General features: G+C 65.5%; 12 protein-coding genes. 3 read left to right on the forward strand and 9 right to left on the reverse strand.

Features of this window, described 5'->3' with window-relative positions; genetic code table 11:
- Positions 1–478: 478 nt before the first annotated feature.
- From G7009_RS25045 to G7009_RS25065, 5 genes are all read right to left on the reverse strand, one after another.
- Positions 479–1,246, reverse strand: coding sequence for an SDR family oxidoreductase (locus tag G7009_RS25045; RefSeq protein ID WP_181132799.1), 768 nt, complete (start codon positions 1,244–1,246; stop codon positions 479–481).
- Positions 1,243–2,916: an FAD-binding protein gene (locus tag G7009_RS25050; protein ID WP_181132801.1), complete on the reverse strand. Its 1,674-nt coding sequence runs from the start codon at positions 2,914–2,916 to the stop codon at positions 1,243–1,245. Before G7009_RS25050 ends, G7009_RS25045 begins: the two co-directional genes overlap by 4 nt.
- A complete protein-coding gene (locus tag G7009_RS25055) occupies positions 2,913–4,634 on the reverse strand; it encodes an FAD-dependent oxidoreductase (RefSeq protein ID WP_181132803.1) in 1,722 nt (573 codons plus the stop codon). Before G7009_RS25055 ends, G7009_RS25050 begins: the two co-directional genes overlap by 4 nt.
- 188 nt (positions 4,635–4,822) lie before the next feature.
- Positions 4,823–6,394: an amidase gene (locus G7009_RS25060; RefSeq protein ID WP_181132807.1), complete on the reverse strand. Its 1,572-nt coding sequence runs from the start codon at positions 6,392–6,394 to the stop codon at positions 4,823–4,825.
- 41 nt (positions 6,395–6,435) lie between these two features.
- Positions 6,436–7,872, reverse strand: coding sequence for a coniferyl aldehyde dehydrogenase (locus tag G7009_RS25065; protein ID WP_181132809.1), 1,437 nt, complete (start codon positions 7,870–7,872; stop codon positions 6,436–6,438).
- Between the two features lie 177 nt (positions 7,873–8,049).
- On the opposite strand from G7009_RS25065, the gene G7009_RS25070 reads away from it, so the two are divergent.
- Both G7009_RS25070 and G7009_RS25075 read left to right on the forward strand, forming a co-directional pair.
- On the forward strand, positions 8,050–9,033 hold the full coding sequence (locus G7009_RS25070; RefSeq protein WP_181132811.1) for a flavin reductase: 984 nt from the start codon (positions 8,050–8,052) through the stop codon (positions 9,031–9,033).
- Positions 9,030–10,364 carry a spinster family MFS transporter gene (locus G7009_RS25075; RefSeq protein ID WP_375139572.1) on the forward strand — a complete coding sequence of 445 codons (1,335 nt, stop codon included), beginning with the start codon at positions 9,030–9,032 and terminating at the stop codon, positions 10,362–10,364. The genes G7009_RS25070 and G7009_RS25075 overlap by 4 nt, the downstream gene beginning before the upstream one ends.
- An 8-nt stretch (positions 10,365–10,372) precedes the next feature.
- Here the strand turns inward: G7009_RS25075 and G7009_RS25080 are convergent, their stop codons facing one another.
- The 4 genes from G7009_RS25080 to G7009_RS25095 all read right to left on the reverse strand — a co-directional run bounded on the left by G7009_RS25080 (position 10,373) and on the right by G7009_RS25095 (position 17,481).
- Entirely contained in the window at positions 10,373–11,125 is a 753-nt protein-coding gene (locus G7009_RS25080; RefSeq protein WP_181132814.1) for an enoyl-CoA hydratase, read from the reverse strand.
- A 242-nt stretch (positions 11,126–11,367) separates the two neighbouring features.
- On the reverse strand, positions 11,368–15,042 hold the full coding sequence (locus G7009_RS25085) for a translocation/assembly module TamB domain-containing protein (protein WP_181132817.1): 3,675 nt from the start codon (positions 15,040–15,042) through the stop codon (positions 11,368–11,370).
- The gene (locus G7009_RS25090; protein WP_181132818.1) at positions 15,039–16,781 is read right to left on the reverse strand and encodes an autotransporter assembly complex protein TamA; all 1,743 of its coding nucleotides are present in this window, start codon (positions 16,779–16,781) and stop codon (positions 15,039–15,041) included. Before G7009_RS25090 ends, G7009_RS25085 begins: the two co-directional genes overlap by 4 nt.
- A 52-nt stretch (positions 16,782–16,833) precedes the next feature.
- Positions 16,834–17,481 (reverse strand): GNAT family N-acetyltransferase, encoded by a 648-nt coding sequence (locus tag G7009_RS25095; RefSeq protein ID WP_181132820.1) that lies wholly within the window; start codon positions 17,479–17,481, stop codon positions 16,834–16,836.
- Positions 17,482–17,644: 163 nt separating this feature from the next.
- Between G7009_RS25095 and xthA the strand changes: the two genes are divergently transcribed.
- Positions 17,645–18,382, forward strand: a 738-nt coding sequence (xthA, locus tag G7009_RS25100; RefSeq protein ID WP_181132823.1) for an exodeoxyribonuclease III, incomplete at its 3' end; no start/stop codon positions are given.

Below are 18,382 nucleotides of genomic sequence, written 5' to 3' on the forward strand. Positions count from 1 at the left end.
GGCACGGTGCAACAAATGTGGGAGCGGCGGTTCGCCGATGCGATTTACCCGCGAAGCGCCGCGCGGGCGGCGCTCGATCTCAAGGACACTGAAGATCTACTGACAAACACCTCGCGAAGCACCGCGCGAGCAGCACTTGATCTCAAGAGCGCTGAAGATCTACCGACATACACCTCGCGAAGCGCCACGCGGGCAGCACTCGATCTCAAGAGCGCCGAAGATCTACCGACAAACACTCGCGAAGCGCCGCGCGGGCGGCGCTCGATCTCAAGGACACTGAAGATCTACCGACAAACACCTCGCGAAGCACCGCACGGGCAGCACTCGATCTCAAGAGCGCTGAAGATCTACCGACAGGCACCGCGCGAAGCACCGTGCGGGCGGCGCTCGTTCTCAAGGGCGCTGCAAAGACCATGGCATGCACCTATCGGCCATTCTGCAACCCCCTGCCATGCACCAGCCTGTCACGGCCCTCTCGTCAGATCGACATCACCAACTGCCCACTGTCGATCCGCAACTCCACGCCATTGACCGCGCGCGACTCATCGCTGGCCAGGTACAGCACACTGGCAGCCACGTCTTCGGGCAGACACATGCGGTTCATCGGGTCACTGTCGATGGTCAACCGGGCCGGGTCGATGCCTTCCGGGAAGCCGCCGCGGGTCATGTCGGTCAATACGCCGTCGGGATGCAACGAGTTGCAGCGGATCCGATACCTGCGACGCCTGCACAAGGCCGCCACCGAGCGTGTCAATGCCGCCACCGCGCCTTTCGAGGCGCTGTAAGCCAGGTAATCATCGCGCCCGGCCAGCGCGGCGACCGACGACAGGTTGATGATCGACCCGCCTCGCTCCTTCATCAAGGCGATCCCCGCGCGACATCCCAGGAATACGCTGGTGGCATTCACCCGCATGAGCCTGTCCCAGTCCTGCAACCTTGTGTCCTCGATGCCTCCGGGCTGTAGCATGCCTGCGTTGTTGAGGAGAATATCGAGACGGCCATGGCGCTCACGCAACACGTCCATGACCCGTTGCCAATCCTCTTCGCTGCTGGCGTCGTGGCGGATGAACATGGCCGCCGCACCCAGCTCCGCGGCCAGTCTCTCGCCGGCCTGCTCATCGATATCGCTGATCAGCACCTGCGCGCCTTGAGCCACCAGCAGGCGCGCGCTCGCCCGGCCAATACCCTTGGCGCCTCCGGTTACCAACGCGACTTTGCCCTGAACCCATCCGCTGCCCTCGTTCATGACACCACCTCGCGGTTCACTTCCGGCTGCACTCCCAGCGCCACCGCCATCCCGGCGCGACGCCCGGAGAACACGCAGTCGGCCAGGGACAGGCCGCTGATATAAAGATGTGAAGGAATCCCCACGGCCGCGCGCCCGGCGGCAAACAGGCCGGCGACAGGCTGGCCGTGGGCATCGAGCACGGCGCCGCTGCGCTCATCCACACGCAAACCGCCAAGGGTCAACGCGCCTAGGGGAAAGACCGGATTGCCCACCGAGATGTCGCAGGCGTAGAAAGGCCCTTGCTCCAATGCCTGACGGCCATCGGCGGATTTGCCGAACGGCTCGGGCGCCTGGCCACGGGCCGCAGCGTTGTTGAGCAGCACCGATTGGCGTAGCGTCTCGGCGTGCATGCCAGTAACCGCCGCCAACTGCCGCAGGTCCTTGGCCTTGCGCGCACCCAGCATCAGTGCCAGTGCCGGCAGTGCCTGGAACCACCAGTAGCCGCCGAACACCGCCTCGCGCAAGGCTTTCTTGCGCAGGGGAGCGTCCAGTACCAACCAGGCCTGACCACCCTGCTCTTCCATCAGGGGCTGGCCCAGGGTCGCGCCATACACTTCCTCGTTGCAGAAACGCTGACCCGCTCGATTGACCACGATGCCCTTGTGCCAGCTGTAGGGCGGGTTGATGAAACGCCAGGCCGAAACCCGTTCCAGCCTGTCGCTGGCAGCGCCGACGCTTAGCCCCAGGCGCAGTCCGCTGCCATCGCAGCCGGTCGCGCCCACCTTGAAGTTGCGACGAAACTTGGGCGCATGCACCTTGATCATCTCGCGGTTGAAGATGAACCCGCCCGTGCCGAGGATCACGCCCTTGCCAGCTCGCACCAGGCAGCGCCTGGCGTGGGCCTGCTCGAGCGCATTGACCCGCTTGCGCAAGCGGTCGCAATAACCAGGGGCGAAGTTCTGCAAGCGCTCGGCTCGCGCTGCCAGCCGCGCATGTTGCAAGGCTTCCTTGCTGCCAGGCGCCAGGCACCACAACTCGGCCCCGATCACGCGCCCGCTGCGATCGACCACCAGGCGCCTGGCCGCCGACTGCGGCATGGGCCGTACACCAGCGCGCAGGCAGGCTGCCTGCAAGTGCCCATACAGGACCGCGCCGCACTGCCCCCTGCCTACCGTGCGATGGCCGCGAGGCGCGGGCGGATGCTCGCCGCCATAGGCGGGCACCAGTTCGTTACCCGAGTAATAGAGGTAAGCACCATCAGGCGGATAGGATGTCTTGCCGCCCGGCGGCATCTGGTGGGCATAGGGCGCGCCATGGCTTTCCAGCCATTGCAGGTTGGTGACACTGTCGGCGCAGAAGCGTCGCAAGGTCTCGTCGCTGATCACACCCTGAGTTTCGTGCCGGAGATAGTCGAACATCGCCTCGGGCGTATCGCTGAAACCTGCCGCGCGCTGATGCCGGGTGCCACCGCCGGCGTACACCACCCCGCCGCTCCTGGCGCTGGCGCCGCCACCGGTGAAGCGGTCGGCGATCACCACATCGGCGCCTTCGGCACGGGCTTGCAGAGCCGCGCAGGCACCGGCGGCGCCCCAGCCGATGACCAGCACATCGCACCGCGCGTCCCATTGCAGCGCACTGGCGTCGTCCACCCGCAGGGGCTCGAGGATCGGCGTCACCGTGGAGCTCATGAGGCCTCCTGGCGGCGCGTGGCCAGATGATTGGCGGCGATGTAGCCGAAGGTCATCGCCGGCCCCAGGGTTCCGCCCGCGCCGGGATAGCTGGTGCCCATCACCGAGGCCGAGCAGTTGCCGATGGCGTACAGGCCGGGAATCGGCGAGCTATCTTCGCGCACCACCTGGGCCTGGGCATTGGTCAGCAAGCCGCCCTTGGTACCGATATCACCGGCATCCAGGCGCATGGCGTAGTACGGCCCCTTGCGCAGGGGCGCCAGGCAGGGGTTGGGCTTGATATTGCAATCGCCGTAGTAGCGGTCGAAGACATTGCCGCCACGACCGAAGTCCAGGTCCACGCCGGTACGGGCGTAATCGTTGACCCGCGCCACGGTGGTGGCCAGGCCCTGCGGGTCGACGCCGATCTGCTGCGCCAGTGCTTCCAGTGTGTCGGCCTTCCAGTACAGGGTGTCGAGCCACTCCTTGCGCAGGCGGCTGTCGGGCATGACCTGGGCCGGCATCAACGGCCCCATGGCATAGTGGAAGCGAAAATGTCCGTCGAAGACCACCCAGGCCGGCACCGAACTTCCGCCGCTGTGCGCGTTGTCGCGGTGCATGGCATCGACGAATTCCAGGTAAGGCGCGGCCTCGTTGACGAAGCGCCGACCCTGGCCATTGACCACGATGGCGCCGGGGAATGCCCGCTCGGCGAAGATCCCGCGGGGCTTGTCTTCACCGGGTACGGCGATGGTCGGTGCCCACCAGGCCCAGTCCATCAACGCGGTGGCCGCGCCCTGGGCGAGGCCGGCTTCGAGCGCGGCGCCGGTGTTGTTGCCTGGGGGCGTGGCGCTCCAGGCGGCGCGTGTCGGCTTGGGCAGGTACTGCTCGCGCAAGGTCTGGCTCTGTTCGAACCCCCCGGCGGCAAGGATCACCCCATGGCGGGCGTGCAGCTCGATGTCTCGCCCGTCGCGATGAATGCGCACCCCGCTGACACGGCCCTGCTCGGTAAGCAGCTCTCGGAAGTCGCTGTTCAACCACAGCGGTACGTTGCGGTCCATCAGCGAGCGGCGCAACGAACAGACCAGCGAACTGCCCAGCGCCGCGCGGCGGTCGAGACGGCTCTTGCGCCGCCATTTGAAGTCGAGCTTGTAGCGCAGCATCAGCCGCAGGATCAGCAGTTGCCAGCCGAAACCGCGAGCCATGGCCTTGTGGGCATCGCGCGCGGTCCAGGCGATGCGTCCCATGAGCAAGGTCGAGGGCGACGGTTTGCGCAGGTTGTCCAGCTCTTCCTCGAGCAGGCTGCTGTCGAACAGCTCCGGGTCGAGGGTGCGACCACCCGGCAAGGCGCCGGGCAGGTGCGGATAGTAGTCGGGGTATTTCGCCGCCACCGCGTAGCGCACGCGGCTTGTGCGGGTGAGCGCTTCGATCATCTTCGGCGCATTGTCCAGGTAGGCTTGCAGACGCGTCTGATCGACCTGTCCTCCCGCGGCCGCGGTGAGGTATCGCAAGGCCTGCTCAGCGCTGTCGTTGCCGCCCTGACGGGCGAAATAATGGTTGTTGGGTATCCAGATGCCGCCACCGGAGATCGCCGAAGTGCCGCCGAACTTGTCGCTTTTTTCCAGGACCAGCACGCTGAAGCCTTGGTCGGCGAGAAACACCGCGCAGGTCATCGCACCAGCACCCGAACCGACCACTATGACGTCGTAACGGGTTTGAGACTGATCTTGAGCCGTCATTGTTGTTGTGCCATTCGCTAAGGTCAGGGAGATGCCGCCACGCCATTGCGCGGCCGCTGGCGGCGTGCACTCCATGATCGGCGCTGGTCGGCTGGCGCTCATCGTCAAAGCGGACTAGTCGTCTTTACGGCTGATCCGAGCATTCGAATCAGCCACCCACGCCACCAGGTGAGTCGGTCGATGATTGCCTAGAGCATGGCGCGCCGTGCGGCCCAGGGACGGTCCTGTTCGAGCTGGCTGGCCAGACGCAGCAGCACATCCTCGCCACCCAGTCGGGCAGTGAACAGCATGCCCACCGGCAGGCCGTTGTCGCTTTGGCCCAGTGGCAAGGAAATAGCCGGTTGGCCACTGACGTTGGCCAGGACGGTGAAACCTGCGCTGCCCATCGCCCGTTGGGCATAGCTGTCCCATGGCTGGTCGAGGCTTAGCTGACCCAGCTCGGGGGTGAGGTTGGCAGTGACCGGCGAGAGGATCACATCGAAGCGCTCGAAGGGTTGCTCCATGGCCGCGCCGATCCGCTCGAAACTTTGCCGGGCCCGGTACAAGCCCTCTCCGGTAGTCGCTTTGGCGCGTTCGAGGACGACCTGGGTGATCTGCTCCAGATCCTGCGCGTTGGCCGCGCGCCCCATTGCTTGTTCGCGTTCGTGCACCAGGTTCGACAACGCTGTACCGATCACCGTGCCATGGGCACCGAAGAGTTCGCGAGGGTCTACGCCCAGCTTCAGCTCCTCGACCTCATGACCCAGGCCGGTCAGCTGCTTGATGGTCTGCTCCAGGGTCGCGGCCACCGCTGCATCGAGCGGCGCACCGGTCAGGGACTGGCGCACCACGGCTACGCGCAAGCTGCCCGGGTCGCGGCGCAGTTCCTCGACGTAGGCGCGTGCCAAGGGCGCGCTCCAGTAGGCGCTGCCCGCCTCGTGACCCTGCCCCGCGTCGAGAAACAATGCGGTATCGCGGACACTGCGCGACACCACATTGCCTACGCTGGCCCCGAACCAGCCCTCGAAATGGCCGGGTCCGCTCGGTGTGCGGTAGCGGCTGGGCTTGAGCCCCACCAGGCCGCAGTACGAGGCCGGGATGCGGATCGAGCCGCCGCCATCGGTGGCATGTGCCACAGGGACTATCCCCGCCGCCACTGCCGCGGCCGCGCCGCCCGAGGATCCCCCCGCGCTCATGGCCAGGTTCCAGGGATTGCGGGTCTGCCCCCAGAGCAACGATTCGGTGGTCGTGGTCAGGCCGAACTCCGGACAGGTGGTCTTGCCGAACGGTACCGCTCCAGCCTGCTCGTAGCGGGCGATCAGGGTGCTGGTGCGAGGCGCGGGCGGAGCGTCGCGGAACAGCCTGCTGCCGTTGCTGGTCGGCGTACCTTGCAAGTAGGTGTTGAGGTCCTTGAGCAGGATCGGCACGCCGGCCAACGCGCCCTGAGCGCCATGACCGGCGCTGCGGCGCTGGGCCAGCAAGGTCCGCGCGTATTCCTCGTGCAGCATGTTGACGGCCTTGACCTGCGGATTGACCGCGGCGCAGCGGGCCAGGGCCGCTGCCAGCAGGTCCTCGCCACTGAGGCTGCCGGCACGTACCGCCTCGGCCATGGCCCAGGCATCCAGGCCTTGATAGTCGGTGGCTGACACCCCGGCCGCACGGGCCTCGGCGAAGCGGCCGAGCAGCCCGGCCCCCACGACGATGGCGCCGGCCTTGAGCACACTGCGTCTTGGCCAAGTGGTCGGGGTATCGGTGTTCGGTGTGTGCTGATCGATCTGCATGGGAATGGGCGCGTCCTGTTTGTCGTTGTGTTGAATGTAGGTCAGTCGCGGGTGACCTGGGCCAGCATGGCGGCGAGGAAGTGTTCGCCATAGGGCGGCAGCAGGCCCCACTCGCGGCGTGGATCGTGCGCTGGAGCCTGGAATACCGTGCGCAGGTGACTGAATTCCAGAAACCCCTCGCGCCCGTGATAATGACCCATGCCGGAGGCGCCGATCCCGCCGAATGGGGCATCGTGCAGAGCGGCATGCATCATCACCTCATTGAGCGTCACGCCGCCGGACAGCGTATGGTCGAGGACCTGTCGCTGCTCCTGCGCATCATCACCGAAGTAGTACAGCGCCAGGGGCCGTGGCCGCGCATTGATCTGGGCAATGACCTCCTCGAGTGTCTCGTAGGTCAGCACCACCAGGGCCGGGCCGAAAATCTCTTCCTGCAGGATCCGAGCCTCTTGAGGTGGATCGATGACGACCCGTAACGGCCGACGCCGGTCTTCGTTTTCGACGATACATTCTTCGGGCAGTGATTCGATGCGGGCACCCAGCGCCTGCGCCTGCTGCACCAATCCCTCGACCCGCGCCAGGTGGCGCGCGTTGACCACGGCCACCACATCCGGGTTGCCTGCCACCGTCGGATTGAGATCACCGTAGGCAGCGCTCAATGCATCGATGAAGGCTTGCAGCGAAGCCTCGGGCACGTAGACCAGATCCGGGCTGATGCAGATCTGCCCGCCATTGGTGGCCTTGGCCACCGCGATACTGAAGGCAGCCTTGCCCAGGTCGGCGCCGCGAGACAGGATCACCGGCGACTTGCCCCCCAGCTCCAGTGTCACCGGCACCAGGTTTTGCGCGGCGTTGCGCATGACCGAGCGACCTATGGCCGTGCCGCCGGTGAACACCAGATGATCGAATGGCTGGGCCGTGAAGGCTTCGGCGAGGTCGGCGCCGCCGGTTACCACAGCTACGTCCAATGGGTCCAGGTGCTCGGCGCACAGTTCGGCGACCAGCGCGGCGGTGCGTGGCAGCACCTCCGACGGCTTGAGGATCGCCCGGTTGCCCGCCGCCAAGGCCGATGCCAGCGGGCTGAACAAGGTATACAACGGCGCGTTCCAGGTGCCGATGATGCCCACCGAGCCCTTGGGCTGGTAACGAATCCAGGCCTTGGCCCCGAGCTGATCATAGGGTGCGAATGGTGGGCGCGACTCGTCTCGCATCCAGCCCTGCAGATGATCCCTGGCGTGCTTGAGGCTTGCCAGGGCGCCAAGCACGTCGTTCATCAGGGTGAAACCCGCGGGTCGACCGCCGAAATCCTGGTCGATGGCCTCGGTGAGCGCGCCATGGTGATCCACCAGCAGGTCGATCACTCGCTGGAGGCGCTGGCGACGAGTGTCGGCATCTACCGCGCCCTCGGCGATGAAGGCGCGTTTTTGCCGCGTTAACAGGTCGCTGAGCGCCTGGACCGATGACGGAGCTGGATGCATGCGTATCCCCTTTGGTTGCGCCCCATGCGCATGGCGCCACACTAGCCATGGAACACGGCCTCGCGCCTCGTCCGATCGGACGAGAATCGGGCGAAAGCGTTAGTCCGTTGAGACGATGCAGGGCGTGCCTGGCCCACCAATACTGGCGCCACGAACACCCATCCCATGAGGCCAGCCATGGCAGCACAACACATCGGTTTCGACCCCCAGGCCTTCCGCGCGGCGCTCGGCACCTTTACCACCGGCGTCACCATCATCACCTCCCAGGCCGAGGACGGCTCGCCCGTCGGCATCACCGCCAACAGCTTCAACTCGGTCTCGCTCGACCCGCCTCTGGTACTCTGGAGCTTGTCCAAGCAGGCGCGCAGCCTGCAGACCTTCAGCAGTGGCAAGCACTGGAACGTGCACGTGCTGTCGATCGAGCAGGAAACGCTCTCCGGCCGCTTCGCCACCCAGGGCGAGGACAAGTTCGCCGAAATCCAGCTCGACACCGGCATCAGCGAGGCACCGCTGCTGCACGACTGCACGGCACGCTTCCAGTGCCGTACGGCGTTCCAGTACGAGGGCGGCGACCACGTGATCTTCGTCGGCGAGGTGCTGGCCTTCGACCATAGCGACCGCGCGCCGCTGGCGTTCCAGAGTGGCCAGTACGCCCTGGCCACGCGCAAGCCGCGCAGCGAACTGCGCCTGGCGACCACCCCGCCGCCGCCGGAGTGCAGCTACACCGAAGACCTGCTCGGCTACCTGCTCGGGCGTGGCCATTACCAGGTGCTCAACCTGTTGCGCCATCTGCTGAGCAACCAGCAGCTGGACGAGCAGGCGTTCTTCGTCCTTGCGGTGCTGTCGATCCGCGACAACCTGAGCCTGAAAGAAATCAATACCTTCGTCAGCTACACCGGCCATGTGGTGACCCTGGCCGGCATGCGCTTCCTCGAGCGGCAGGACCTGGTGGCGATCGAGGGCGACGCCGCGCAGCTGCGCTTCGTGCTCACCGCCAAGGGCCGCGAGATGTCGTTGCAGCACGTGGCCCTGGCCAAGGTCGTGGAAGAAGAACTGACCGCCAAGCTTGGCGCGGCCGATGCCCAGGCGCTGAAGGTGCTGCTCAAGCGCATGATCGTGGTCAGTGACCCCGGTTTGCCGGATCTCTGGGCGCCGCGGTGAGCGGCGCCGTAACCAGCCTGCCCCCGGCCTCGGTCGGCTGGCGCAGTCATGGCCTGCTGTTGCTGCTGGGTGCGGTGTTCGCCGACAACTTCATCGGCCGCCAGATCCTGGCGGTGATGATCGAACCGATCAAGGCGGAATTCGGTGTCGGCGACACTGCCCTGGGGCTCATCTCCGGCCTGGCCTTCGCGGCGGTCTACGCCGTGCTTGGCCTGCCGGCGGGACGTCTGGTGGACCGTCTGCCGCGCACCCGGCTGCTGGCCGTGGCGTGCCTGCTGTGGGCGTTGGCGACCATGGCCTGCGGGCTGGCTGGCAGTTTCCTGGCACTGGCGTTGGCGCGCATGCTGGTGGCGGTCAGCGAATCGCCGACCACGTCGGCCTCGCTGTCATTGATCGCCGACCTCTACCCACCCCAACGCCGCTCGTTCGCCATCAGTTGCTTCACGGCCGCGCCGACCTTTTCCTCGATCATCGGCCTGAGCATCGGGGCCTGGGTGGTCGAGCACCATGGCTGGCGCAATGCGTTCATCGCTCTGGGTCTGCCCGCCCTCGCCTTTTCCGTGGTCCTGGCACTGCTGGTGCGCGATCCGCAGCGCGGCCGTTGGGACTTGAGCAGCCATCCGGCGCCCACCGCGCGGCTGGGTCTAGGCGCCGAAGCGCGCGCACTGTGGGCACTGGCACCTTACCGCTGGTTGATCCTGGCGGGCGGGCTGACGACGCTGGGCTCCTATGCCGTGGCGATGTGGAACACCAGCTTCCTGGTGCGCTCGCATGGCCTGTCCGTGCAGGATGCGGGGATGTTGGCCGGTGTCATCTGTGGCACCGCGGCTGGCATCGGCGGGCTGTTCAGCGGCTGGTTGAGCGACCGGCTCAGCCGCCGCGCCGCGCACTGGCAGCTTTCCCTTCCGATCCTCGGTCACCTGACCGCGATGAGCGCCCTGAGCACGTACCTGCTCTGGCCCGCCGACCCGCTGGTGTACCTGGGCAGCCTGCCAGTGCCCACGGCCATGCTCTGGTGCGCGCTCTACAGTTTCTTCGCGGTCTGGTGGGTAGCGCCGTCCTACAACCTGGTCACCCAACTGGTGGCACCGCAACGACGCGGCACCGCGATGGCCCTGCAGACCATCGTCAGCACCTTGCTCGGCGTCGGCATAGGGCCGTTGCTCACCGGTTTGGTCAGCGACCTGCTGCAACCGCTATTCGGCCAGGAGTCGCTGCGCTATGCCCTGTTGCTGGTCAGTCTGCCCGTGCTGGGCGCGGTATTGTTGCTGCTGCGCACTTCGCTGTACAACCGCGAGCAAGCCCGACTACAGGTCTTGCTCGTGAAGTGAGGCACCTTTCAACGTGGTCGCTGCCGCTGGCCGAAAGCGGTAATGGCTGTCTGTGCCGCTTCACTCTGCAGCAACCGGGCGAATGCCTGCGCTTCCTCATCGATGCGGGCATGCACCTCTGCCAGCCCGCCGCGCTTGAGCAGACGCTTGGTTTCGGTCACGGCCAAGGCTGGCTTCTGCGCAATCTTGCGCGCCTGGGCAAGCGCCCAGGGGAGTACTTCCGGCGCCGGCAAGATGCGGTTGACCAGGCCGGCGCTCAAGGCGAAACGGGCGTCGAAGGGGTCGCCGGTCAGCAGAACCTCCGCGGCGCCCTGGTAACCCAGCGACCGGGGCAACAGCAGACTGCAGGCAGCCTCGGGGCACAGACCGAGGTTGATGAAGGGCAGACTGAAGCGTGCGTCGCTGGCGGCGTAGACCAGATCACAATGCAGCAGCAGGGTCGTGCCGATGCCCACCGCTACCCCGCATACGGCTGCTACCAAGGGCTTGGGGAAGGCGCTCAGGGCATGCAGGAACCGCCAGACGGGGGCTTGCGGGTCCAGGGGTGGGTCGCTGATGAAGTCATCCAGATCGTTGCCTGCGGTAAACATCGTCTCGCTGCCGCGCAGCACCACGACACGAATGTCGTCATCGCTGGCTGCCTCCTGAAGGATATCCGTCAGGGCCCGATACATCGGGATGGTAATTGCATTCTTTCTGGCTTCTCGGTTGAAGCCAACCGTGAGAACACCCGCGCAACGGGTGCTGAGAATCTCGCTCATAGTCGCCTCTTGGTGGACAGGCTGCCGACAGTGGCACACCAGGTATAAAGCCCGATGGTCATCGGCAAAACGTCCATTTCGAGTAGAGGGCGATATTCTTCCAGCGTTGGTCACCCTGAAGCCGAGGTTGGCGGTCCAGACACCACCAATGTCGGCACGCTTGAACGGTGGCCCCAGGTCAGGCACCCGAACGAGCCGTCGAAGCCCATGGGGTCGACGGCCCATCGCTTGAGCCTGGTGCGTCAGAAGTCTCGCTTGTAGAAGATATCCAGCGAACTGGCCAGGCCACTCGCCGCTTCCAGGTACACCTTCTGACTCAGCTTGTAACGCAAGGCAATCGTGTTGGCCGGCTCGAACACCCCGACGCCATAGCGCAGGCTGAGCTTCTCGGTCAGGTTACCGCTGGCCACCACACTGGTGGTGTCGCCGCTGCCTTCGGTGTCGAGTTGGAAATCCTCGATGCCCAGGCTGTTCGCCAGGTTCTTGGTGATCCCCGCGCTTCCTGCCAGGCCCAGGCCTAGCGCCGCCTGGGCCAGCATGTTGTTGTCCTCCCCCGACGTGCTCAGGGGTCGCCCCAGCACCAGGTAGGACAATGCCTGTTCCTGGCTCATGCTCGGCTCGGAGAAGACCTGGGTAGTGGGTTGTTCGGCGCTGCCGCTGAGGCGGATGCCGGCAATCACGTCATCGACCTGGCGAATCGCCTCGATATCCAGATAAGGCTGGCCGATAGGCCCGGCGAACAACAACCGGGCTCGCCGAATGATCAGTCGCTGGCCGTAGGCACGGTAGCGACCGTCGGCAAGGCTCAGTTCGCCGCGGGTGTCCATGTTGTCGCCGATATGCACGTGGCCCAGCAGGTTGGCGGTCAGGCCGAAGCCGTTGAACGAGAGTTTATCGCGCCCCACCTCGACGTCGATGTCCATGGCCATGGCCATCGGCGGCTTGCCCTCCTCGGTCTGGTTGCCGACGATGACCGTGTCTTCCGAGACCTTGACCGTCGAAGGCGGCAACTCGCGCACCGTGATCTGGCCTTTGGGTACCTTCACCTTGCCGGTGACCGCCAGTTTGTCGTCCAGCAGGCTTATGGTCAGGTCGGGTGCCACTTCAAGCGTCGCGTAAGGTTCGACGGTGACCGGCAGTTGCTGGCCCTGCAAGCGCACGTCCACCGCCAGTGCCGGGCTCCAGGTGATGTTGCCGGCGAGCTGGCCGCGACCGGCCGTGCCACTGCGCCAGTCGCCCTTGAGCTGCACTTGCTCTCCGGCGATCTGCGCTTGCAGCGACAGGCCTTCGAGGCTGATCGGCAGCTCGGCGCCGCTCACTTCGCCGCCGGTCAGGGCCAGGTTGCCGTTGACCTGAGGCGCGAGCAGTGTCCCGGAGAGTCGACCGCTGCCGTTCAACTGCCCGGTCAGCCGTTCGACCATGGGCACGAACGGTCGGGCGATGGACAGGTCCAGGCCCGTCAGGGTGAAGTCGCCGGTCAGGGGCTTGTCGGCGGCGAGCGGGTCGATTCGAGTGGTCAGGTCCAGTTGGCCCAGACGCTCGCCACGGAAGCTCAGCCGGGTGTCGACCTGGCGTGGGCTCAGGGTGCTGTCCAGGCGCAAGGTCTGGTAGGGGAAGTCGATCCAGCGATCCGTGTCGCGTATGCGCAAGGTACCGCCGCTGGCGTCGATCCTGAAGCTGCCCTTGGGGCCGCTTTGCGGGATATCGAGGTTGATATCGGCGCTAAGCAGCCCTTGCCAGGCGAAATCGCGCGGCATCCATTGCGCCAGGCTTTCCAGCGGGAACTGCTTGAGGTGGTAGCGCAGGCGTGGTTCCGGCGCCAGGCGCTGGTCCTCTCCGCACAGGCTAGCCTGCCCGGAGCGCCAGCAGTGGGCGCCGAAGTCCAGCTGGCCGCTGGCCAGACGTTGCAGGCGCGCGGGCGACTGCAGCTTCCAGTCCTGGCCGCCTGCCTGGATGCGTCCACTGGCCAGGCGACCGCGCCAGTCCCCCTTGTCCAGCGTGCCATCGAGTCCCAGATCGAGCTTGAGCTGCGGGCCGTCGAGGGCCAGGGTCATCGCTTGCTGGCGCATGTCGCCCTTGCCGGTGACATCGAGCGTGCCCAACGAGGTCTCGCCCAGTCGAATGGCACCTGCCTTGAGCGTCAGTACGGCGCGCTGGGCCGAATCCAGACGCGCGTTCAGATCCAGTTTCTGTATGCGATTTTCCTCTTGGGCCAACTGTCGACCCGTGAGGGTCAGGGTGCCTTGAGGGGCATCCAGGGTACCGGCCACGTCCAGACGGCCTTTTACCTGGCCTTGCAAGCGCGGCCAGAGCTGTCCGAGGCGTGGCAGGTTGAGGTCGATCTGGCCGGCCAGACGCTGCTGCAGGCTGCCGCTGCCGGTAATGCGGTTGTCCCCCAGTTGCACGGCCAGCGCGCCGAGGGTCCAGGTCTGCTCGGCGCCTTCGGCCTCGACCTTGAGCACGGCCGGTTGCCCGCGCAGTCGGCCCTTGAGGTCGAGCTGCGCGTCCAGGCGCATCTTCTCGTCCTTTATCTCGCCCTTGCTGCGCAGCGGGCCGGCCAGGGTGCCCGGCAGCTCGGCCAGCCAGTAGGCGGGATCGAGGGCGGACAGTTGCAGGTCGACATCCCAGGCCAGGGTGTCGGCGAAACGCAACGCGACACTGCCGGCCGCCTTGCCTTGACCGGCGACCAGCGCCAACTCGGGCAGACGTACCTGGGTCAGGTCGCCTTCGAAAGGACTGGCCAGGGTAAAGGCCCCGGCAGGACCATCCAGATTGCCCTTGAAGGTGCCTTTATAGTTGCCATCGCGGTACTGCACGTCGGCGACCAGACGCTTGAGGTCGACCTGAGGCGCTTCATCCAGTGGATACAGACGCAGCCAGGGGAAATCCAGCCAATCGATCCTGGCGTCGGCGCTCAGGCCCTCTTGCCAGTCGGCATTAGCCTGCAACTTCAGGCGCTGCTGCTCGCTGGCGCTGAGGTCGAGGGCCGCCAGTTGCGCGCCCTTGGCATCCACCCGCCCGGCCAGCATCAGCGCGATGGGGCCCTTGTCGGCCGGCAACGATGCCGAACCCGAGAGCGCGTAGCCCTTGAGCAGGTCGCCTTCGGCGTCGAGTTGCAGTTGCTTGAGCTGCAAGGTATCAGGCAGCGCCGCGGACGGCTTGAAGGCGTCCGAGCGCAGCTGCAGCCTTGCCGGCAGGTTTTCGGCCAGCGCCTGCAGCTCCCCCGTCAGGCGTGCATTGAGGTAACCGATGCTGTCGGCCGTGAGGGCCAAGGTCTTCTGCAGTTCGCCCTTGGCTTGCAAGACCAGGTGCCAGGCCTTGCCATCCACGGCGGGCAATTGCACCTCGCCTCCGAGTTCCACCGGCCAATCGCCTTCGGGTTGCACCAGGCCCTGCAGCTTGAGGTGCAGGTCTTCACGTTGCAGTTGCAGGCTGTCGATGCGCAGACCTTCATGGGTCCAGTGCGCGGCGACCTGCAGGTCGCCCAGCAGGTCGCTGCCATCGAGGCGCAAGCGGCCAACGCGTACCTCGCCCAGCTCGATGCCCACGGGCAGGCGCAGCTCGGGAAGTTGCAGAGGGCTCGTGTCTTCGGTCTTCTCGCCCGGCGCGAAGGCCATGTCGACCTGATCGGCCTCCAGCCGTTCGATGCACAGGGTCATGCGCAGCAGGCACAGCGGCGACCAGGCCAGGCGCGGTGCCTGGAGCTCGACCCGATCCGCGCCCTGTATCCACGACAGGTGATCGGCCTGCCAGTGGCCACCCAGCCGCCCCTGGAAATTGTCGACCGCAAGACCCGGCACCAGGCCCAAGGCCCAGCGGCTCCCCGCCTGGGTACCCAGGATCAGGCCGAGGGCCAGGATGATCAACAACAGAATCGCCAACAGCGTCAGCAAAACGGGTTTGAGCAGACGCGTCACAGTTCCGGCCCCATGGAGAAGTGCAAGCGGATACCACCTTCGTCATCCAGCGCCTTGGCCAGGTCCAGGCGCAATGGCCCGACCGGCGAGACCCAGCGCACGCCGACGCCGACGCCGGTCTTGAGACTGGGCAGATCCAGGCTGTTGAAAGAGTTGCCTTGGTCGATGAACGTGGCCACGCGCCACTTCTCGGCCACCGAATACTGGTATTCGGCGCTGCCGGCAATCATGTAGCGGCCACCGATCCGGTCGCCATCGCTGTTTTCCGGCGACAAGGTCTGGTAGTCGTAGCCGCGCACACTCTGGTCGCCACCGGCGAAGAAGCGCAGCGACGGGGGGATATTGTTCTTGTAGCCATTGGTGGCGCTGCCGCCGACCTGCAACCGGCCCAAAAGACGGTGACGTTGGCCCAAGGTGGTCAGGCCCTTGAGCAGCACGTTGCCGTGCAGCAGGTTGGTGTCGGAGAGGAGCCCTTCCTTGGCGGCCCTGAGCTCGAACTGCAGACGGTAGCCGTTATGCGGGTCGATGCGGTTGTCGCTGCGCAGGTAGGAGTAGCTGATGCCGGGCATCAACAGGTTGCTCAGGCCGGAGTCGTCGCCCAGGCGATACTCCTCGCGCTGGTACTTGAGCGAGATGACCCGCTGCCAACCGCTCGGCAACTTGCTGTGCCACTCGGGGCCGACCGTGAGCAGCTTGCTGAGGGTATCGGTGCCGGCCAGCTCTTCGTTCTGGTAGCCGCCGGCGAAGCGCAGCTTGTCGGTCAGCGGCGGATCGAGGGGGATGTCATACCAGAGCCCGACGTTCTGCCGAGGCGCCGACAGCTCGGTTTCCCAGCCATAGCTGTGCCCTTGCGGGTTGACCCAGTGGCGGGTCCAGTTGGCCTTGCCGCGTGGCCCCACGTCGGTCGAATAGCCCAGGCCAAGGCCCAGGGTGCGCGGCTTGCGGATGTCCAGCAGCACCTCGACGGGGATGACCTGGTCGACCGCGGCAGGCGGCGCCGCGTCGACGCGCACGCCTTCGAAATAGCCGCTGGACTGCAGGTCGTTGTTGAGCTCGGCGATCAGTTCGGAGTCGTAGGGCGTGCCGGGCTTGAACGACACCATGCGCTGCAACAGGTCATCGTCCAGGGGCGCGTCACCGGCGAACGTGACCGCGCCCAGTCGATAGCGTTGCCCGCTCTGGTAGATCAGTTCGATGTCCGCCACGCCGGCCTGCGGATCGACCGCCAGGCGCTGGCGCTCGAAGTGCCCGCTGAAGAAACCGTAGCGCGAAGCCTGGTTCTGGATCACCTGCTTGGCATCTTCGTAGTTACCGTGGTTGAGCACCTCGCCCGGGCGCAGTGCCTTGCTGTCGGGTACGCGAAACGACTTGAGCTCGCTGGCCGGCCCCTCGACGCGCACGGTAACATTGCGCAGGCGTACCGGCTCGCCGGGATCGATGCGGATGATCAATTGCGGGGGCTGGTCTGCCCGAGCCCCCGGCCTGACTTGCGTATCGATCTGCGCCTGGTAGTAGCCAAGTGCCTGCGCCGCCTTGCGCGCCTGCTCCTCGGCTCCCCGACTGAAACGCACCAAGGCGTCTTCGTCGCGGTCTCCCAGGCTACCGATATAGCCCTCGACATTGGCCCGCAGCGCCTTGTTGGCCGGTTTCACTTCGACCCGCAATTCACTCTGAGCACATGCTACAAAACTGGCGGCCGAAAAAATCAGACCCCAGAAAATCTTTCCTGAATACGTCATGCGCCGAATGCTACCAGAGCTGATCGCCTGAGGGAGCCCATTACCCCGCCTGTCAAGTCGTTTCCCGATGTTCAGACGTTGGGTCAGGATGGAAGAACACTCTTTCTCTGACCGTTCCTACAGCGACTTCGCCGATTTCCTGATACCCCTGGCGCTCGTAGAACGACAGATAGCGCTCATTGACGGTATCCAGCACGACGCCTTGCGTATTGGCATCTTCCGCGCACCAGTCGTGTACGGCCTGCAACAGCTGCTCGGCGTAATCCTGGTTCTGGAACTGTGGATGCACGCCCAGCATCGGGATGACGTGCACCTGCTCGCTGGGCAGGCAGCCCGCCAACGCGGCCTGATAGTCGAGGTAGCGCCGTGTGCAGCGCCTGCCCGCCCACATGAGCATGCGCAGTCGCCAGGCCCAGCTGTCGGTGACGCCAAGGCGTCGCCGTGGCGGCACGATGAGGGCCACGGCGACCAGGCGATCATCCACCAGCAGCCCGATCGCCGGCAGTTGCAGGTAGAAGTGCTGGCGGACGAACAGACGGATCATGGCCCGGAGCCTGCGCTCGTATCCGGGACGATGGGCCTCGAACAGGGACGCGTAGATCGGTTCCTGGCGATAGACCTCATACAGCAAGGCACGTGATTCGCGGCTGAAGCCGTTATCGAGCGTGCATATCCTGGCTGGTGCGGTAGATTCGAGCATTGCGGGCAAACCTTCAGGGCAGTGGGCATCATGGTTTGGAGGTGCAAGCGTCGAACATCGTTCACCCCCCATGAACACGCCAGTAGCGGTCGATGACGGCGCCACGCTGGTAGCAGGCCTGGATGTCCGCTAGCATTCTCGCTTTTACCAGGATGGCGTTGCCATGAAGATCGTCTCGTTCAACATCAATGGCCTGCGCGCGCGTCCGCACCAACTGGCGGCGCTGATCGAGAAGCACCAGCCCGATGTGATAGGCCTGCAGGAAACCAAGGTCAGCGACGATCAGTTTCCGCTGGCCGACGTGCAGGCGTTGGGCTACCACGTGCACTTCCATGGGCAGAAGGGCCATTACGGCGTAGCGCTGATGTCCCGCCAGGCACCGCTGAGCCTTTACAAGGGCTTTGCCTGCGATGAAGAAGATGCTCAGCGGCGATTCATCTGGGGCACCTTCGCCGATGCCGACGGTACGCCGATCACCATCATGAACGGCTACTTCCCACAGGGAGAAAGCCGTGACCACCCGACCAAGTTCCCGGCCAAGCGGCGCTTCTACAGTGACTTGCAGGCGTTGCTCGAGGGGCAGTTCAGCAGTGATCAGCCGGTGGTGGTGATGGGGGATGTGAACATTTCGCCGCAAGACTGCGATATCGGGATCGGGGCTGACAATGCCAAGCGCTGGTTGAAGAGCGGCAAGTGCAGTTTCCTGCCGGAAGAGCGGGAATGGTTGGCCAGGCTCAAGGGATGGGGATTGACGGACAGCTTCCGGCATCTGCACCCGGAGGTGACGGACCGGTTCAGTTGGTTCGATTATCGCAGCCGGGGATTCGAGGATGAGCCCAAGCGGGGTTTGCGGATCGATCTGATACTGGCTTCGCAAGGGTTGCTGGGGCGGGTCAAGGGG

Origin of the sequence: Pseudomonas capeferrum (assembly GCF_013523055.1) — a bacterium.
Classification (GTDB): Bacteria; Pseudomonadota; Gammaproteobacteria; order Pseudomonadales; family Pseudomonadaceae; genus Aquipseudomonas; species Aquipseudomonas capeferrum_A.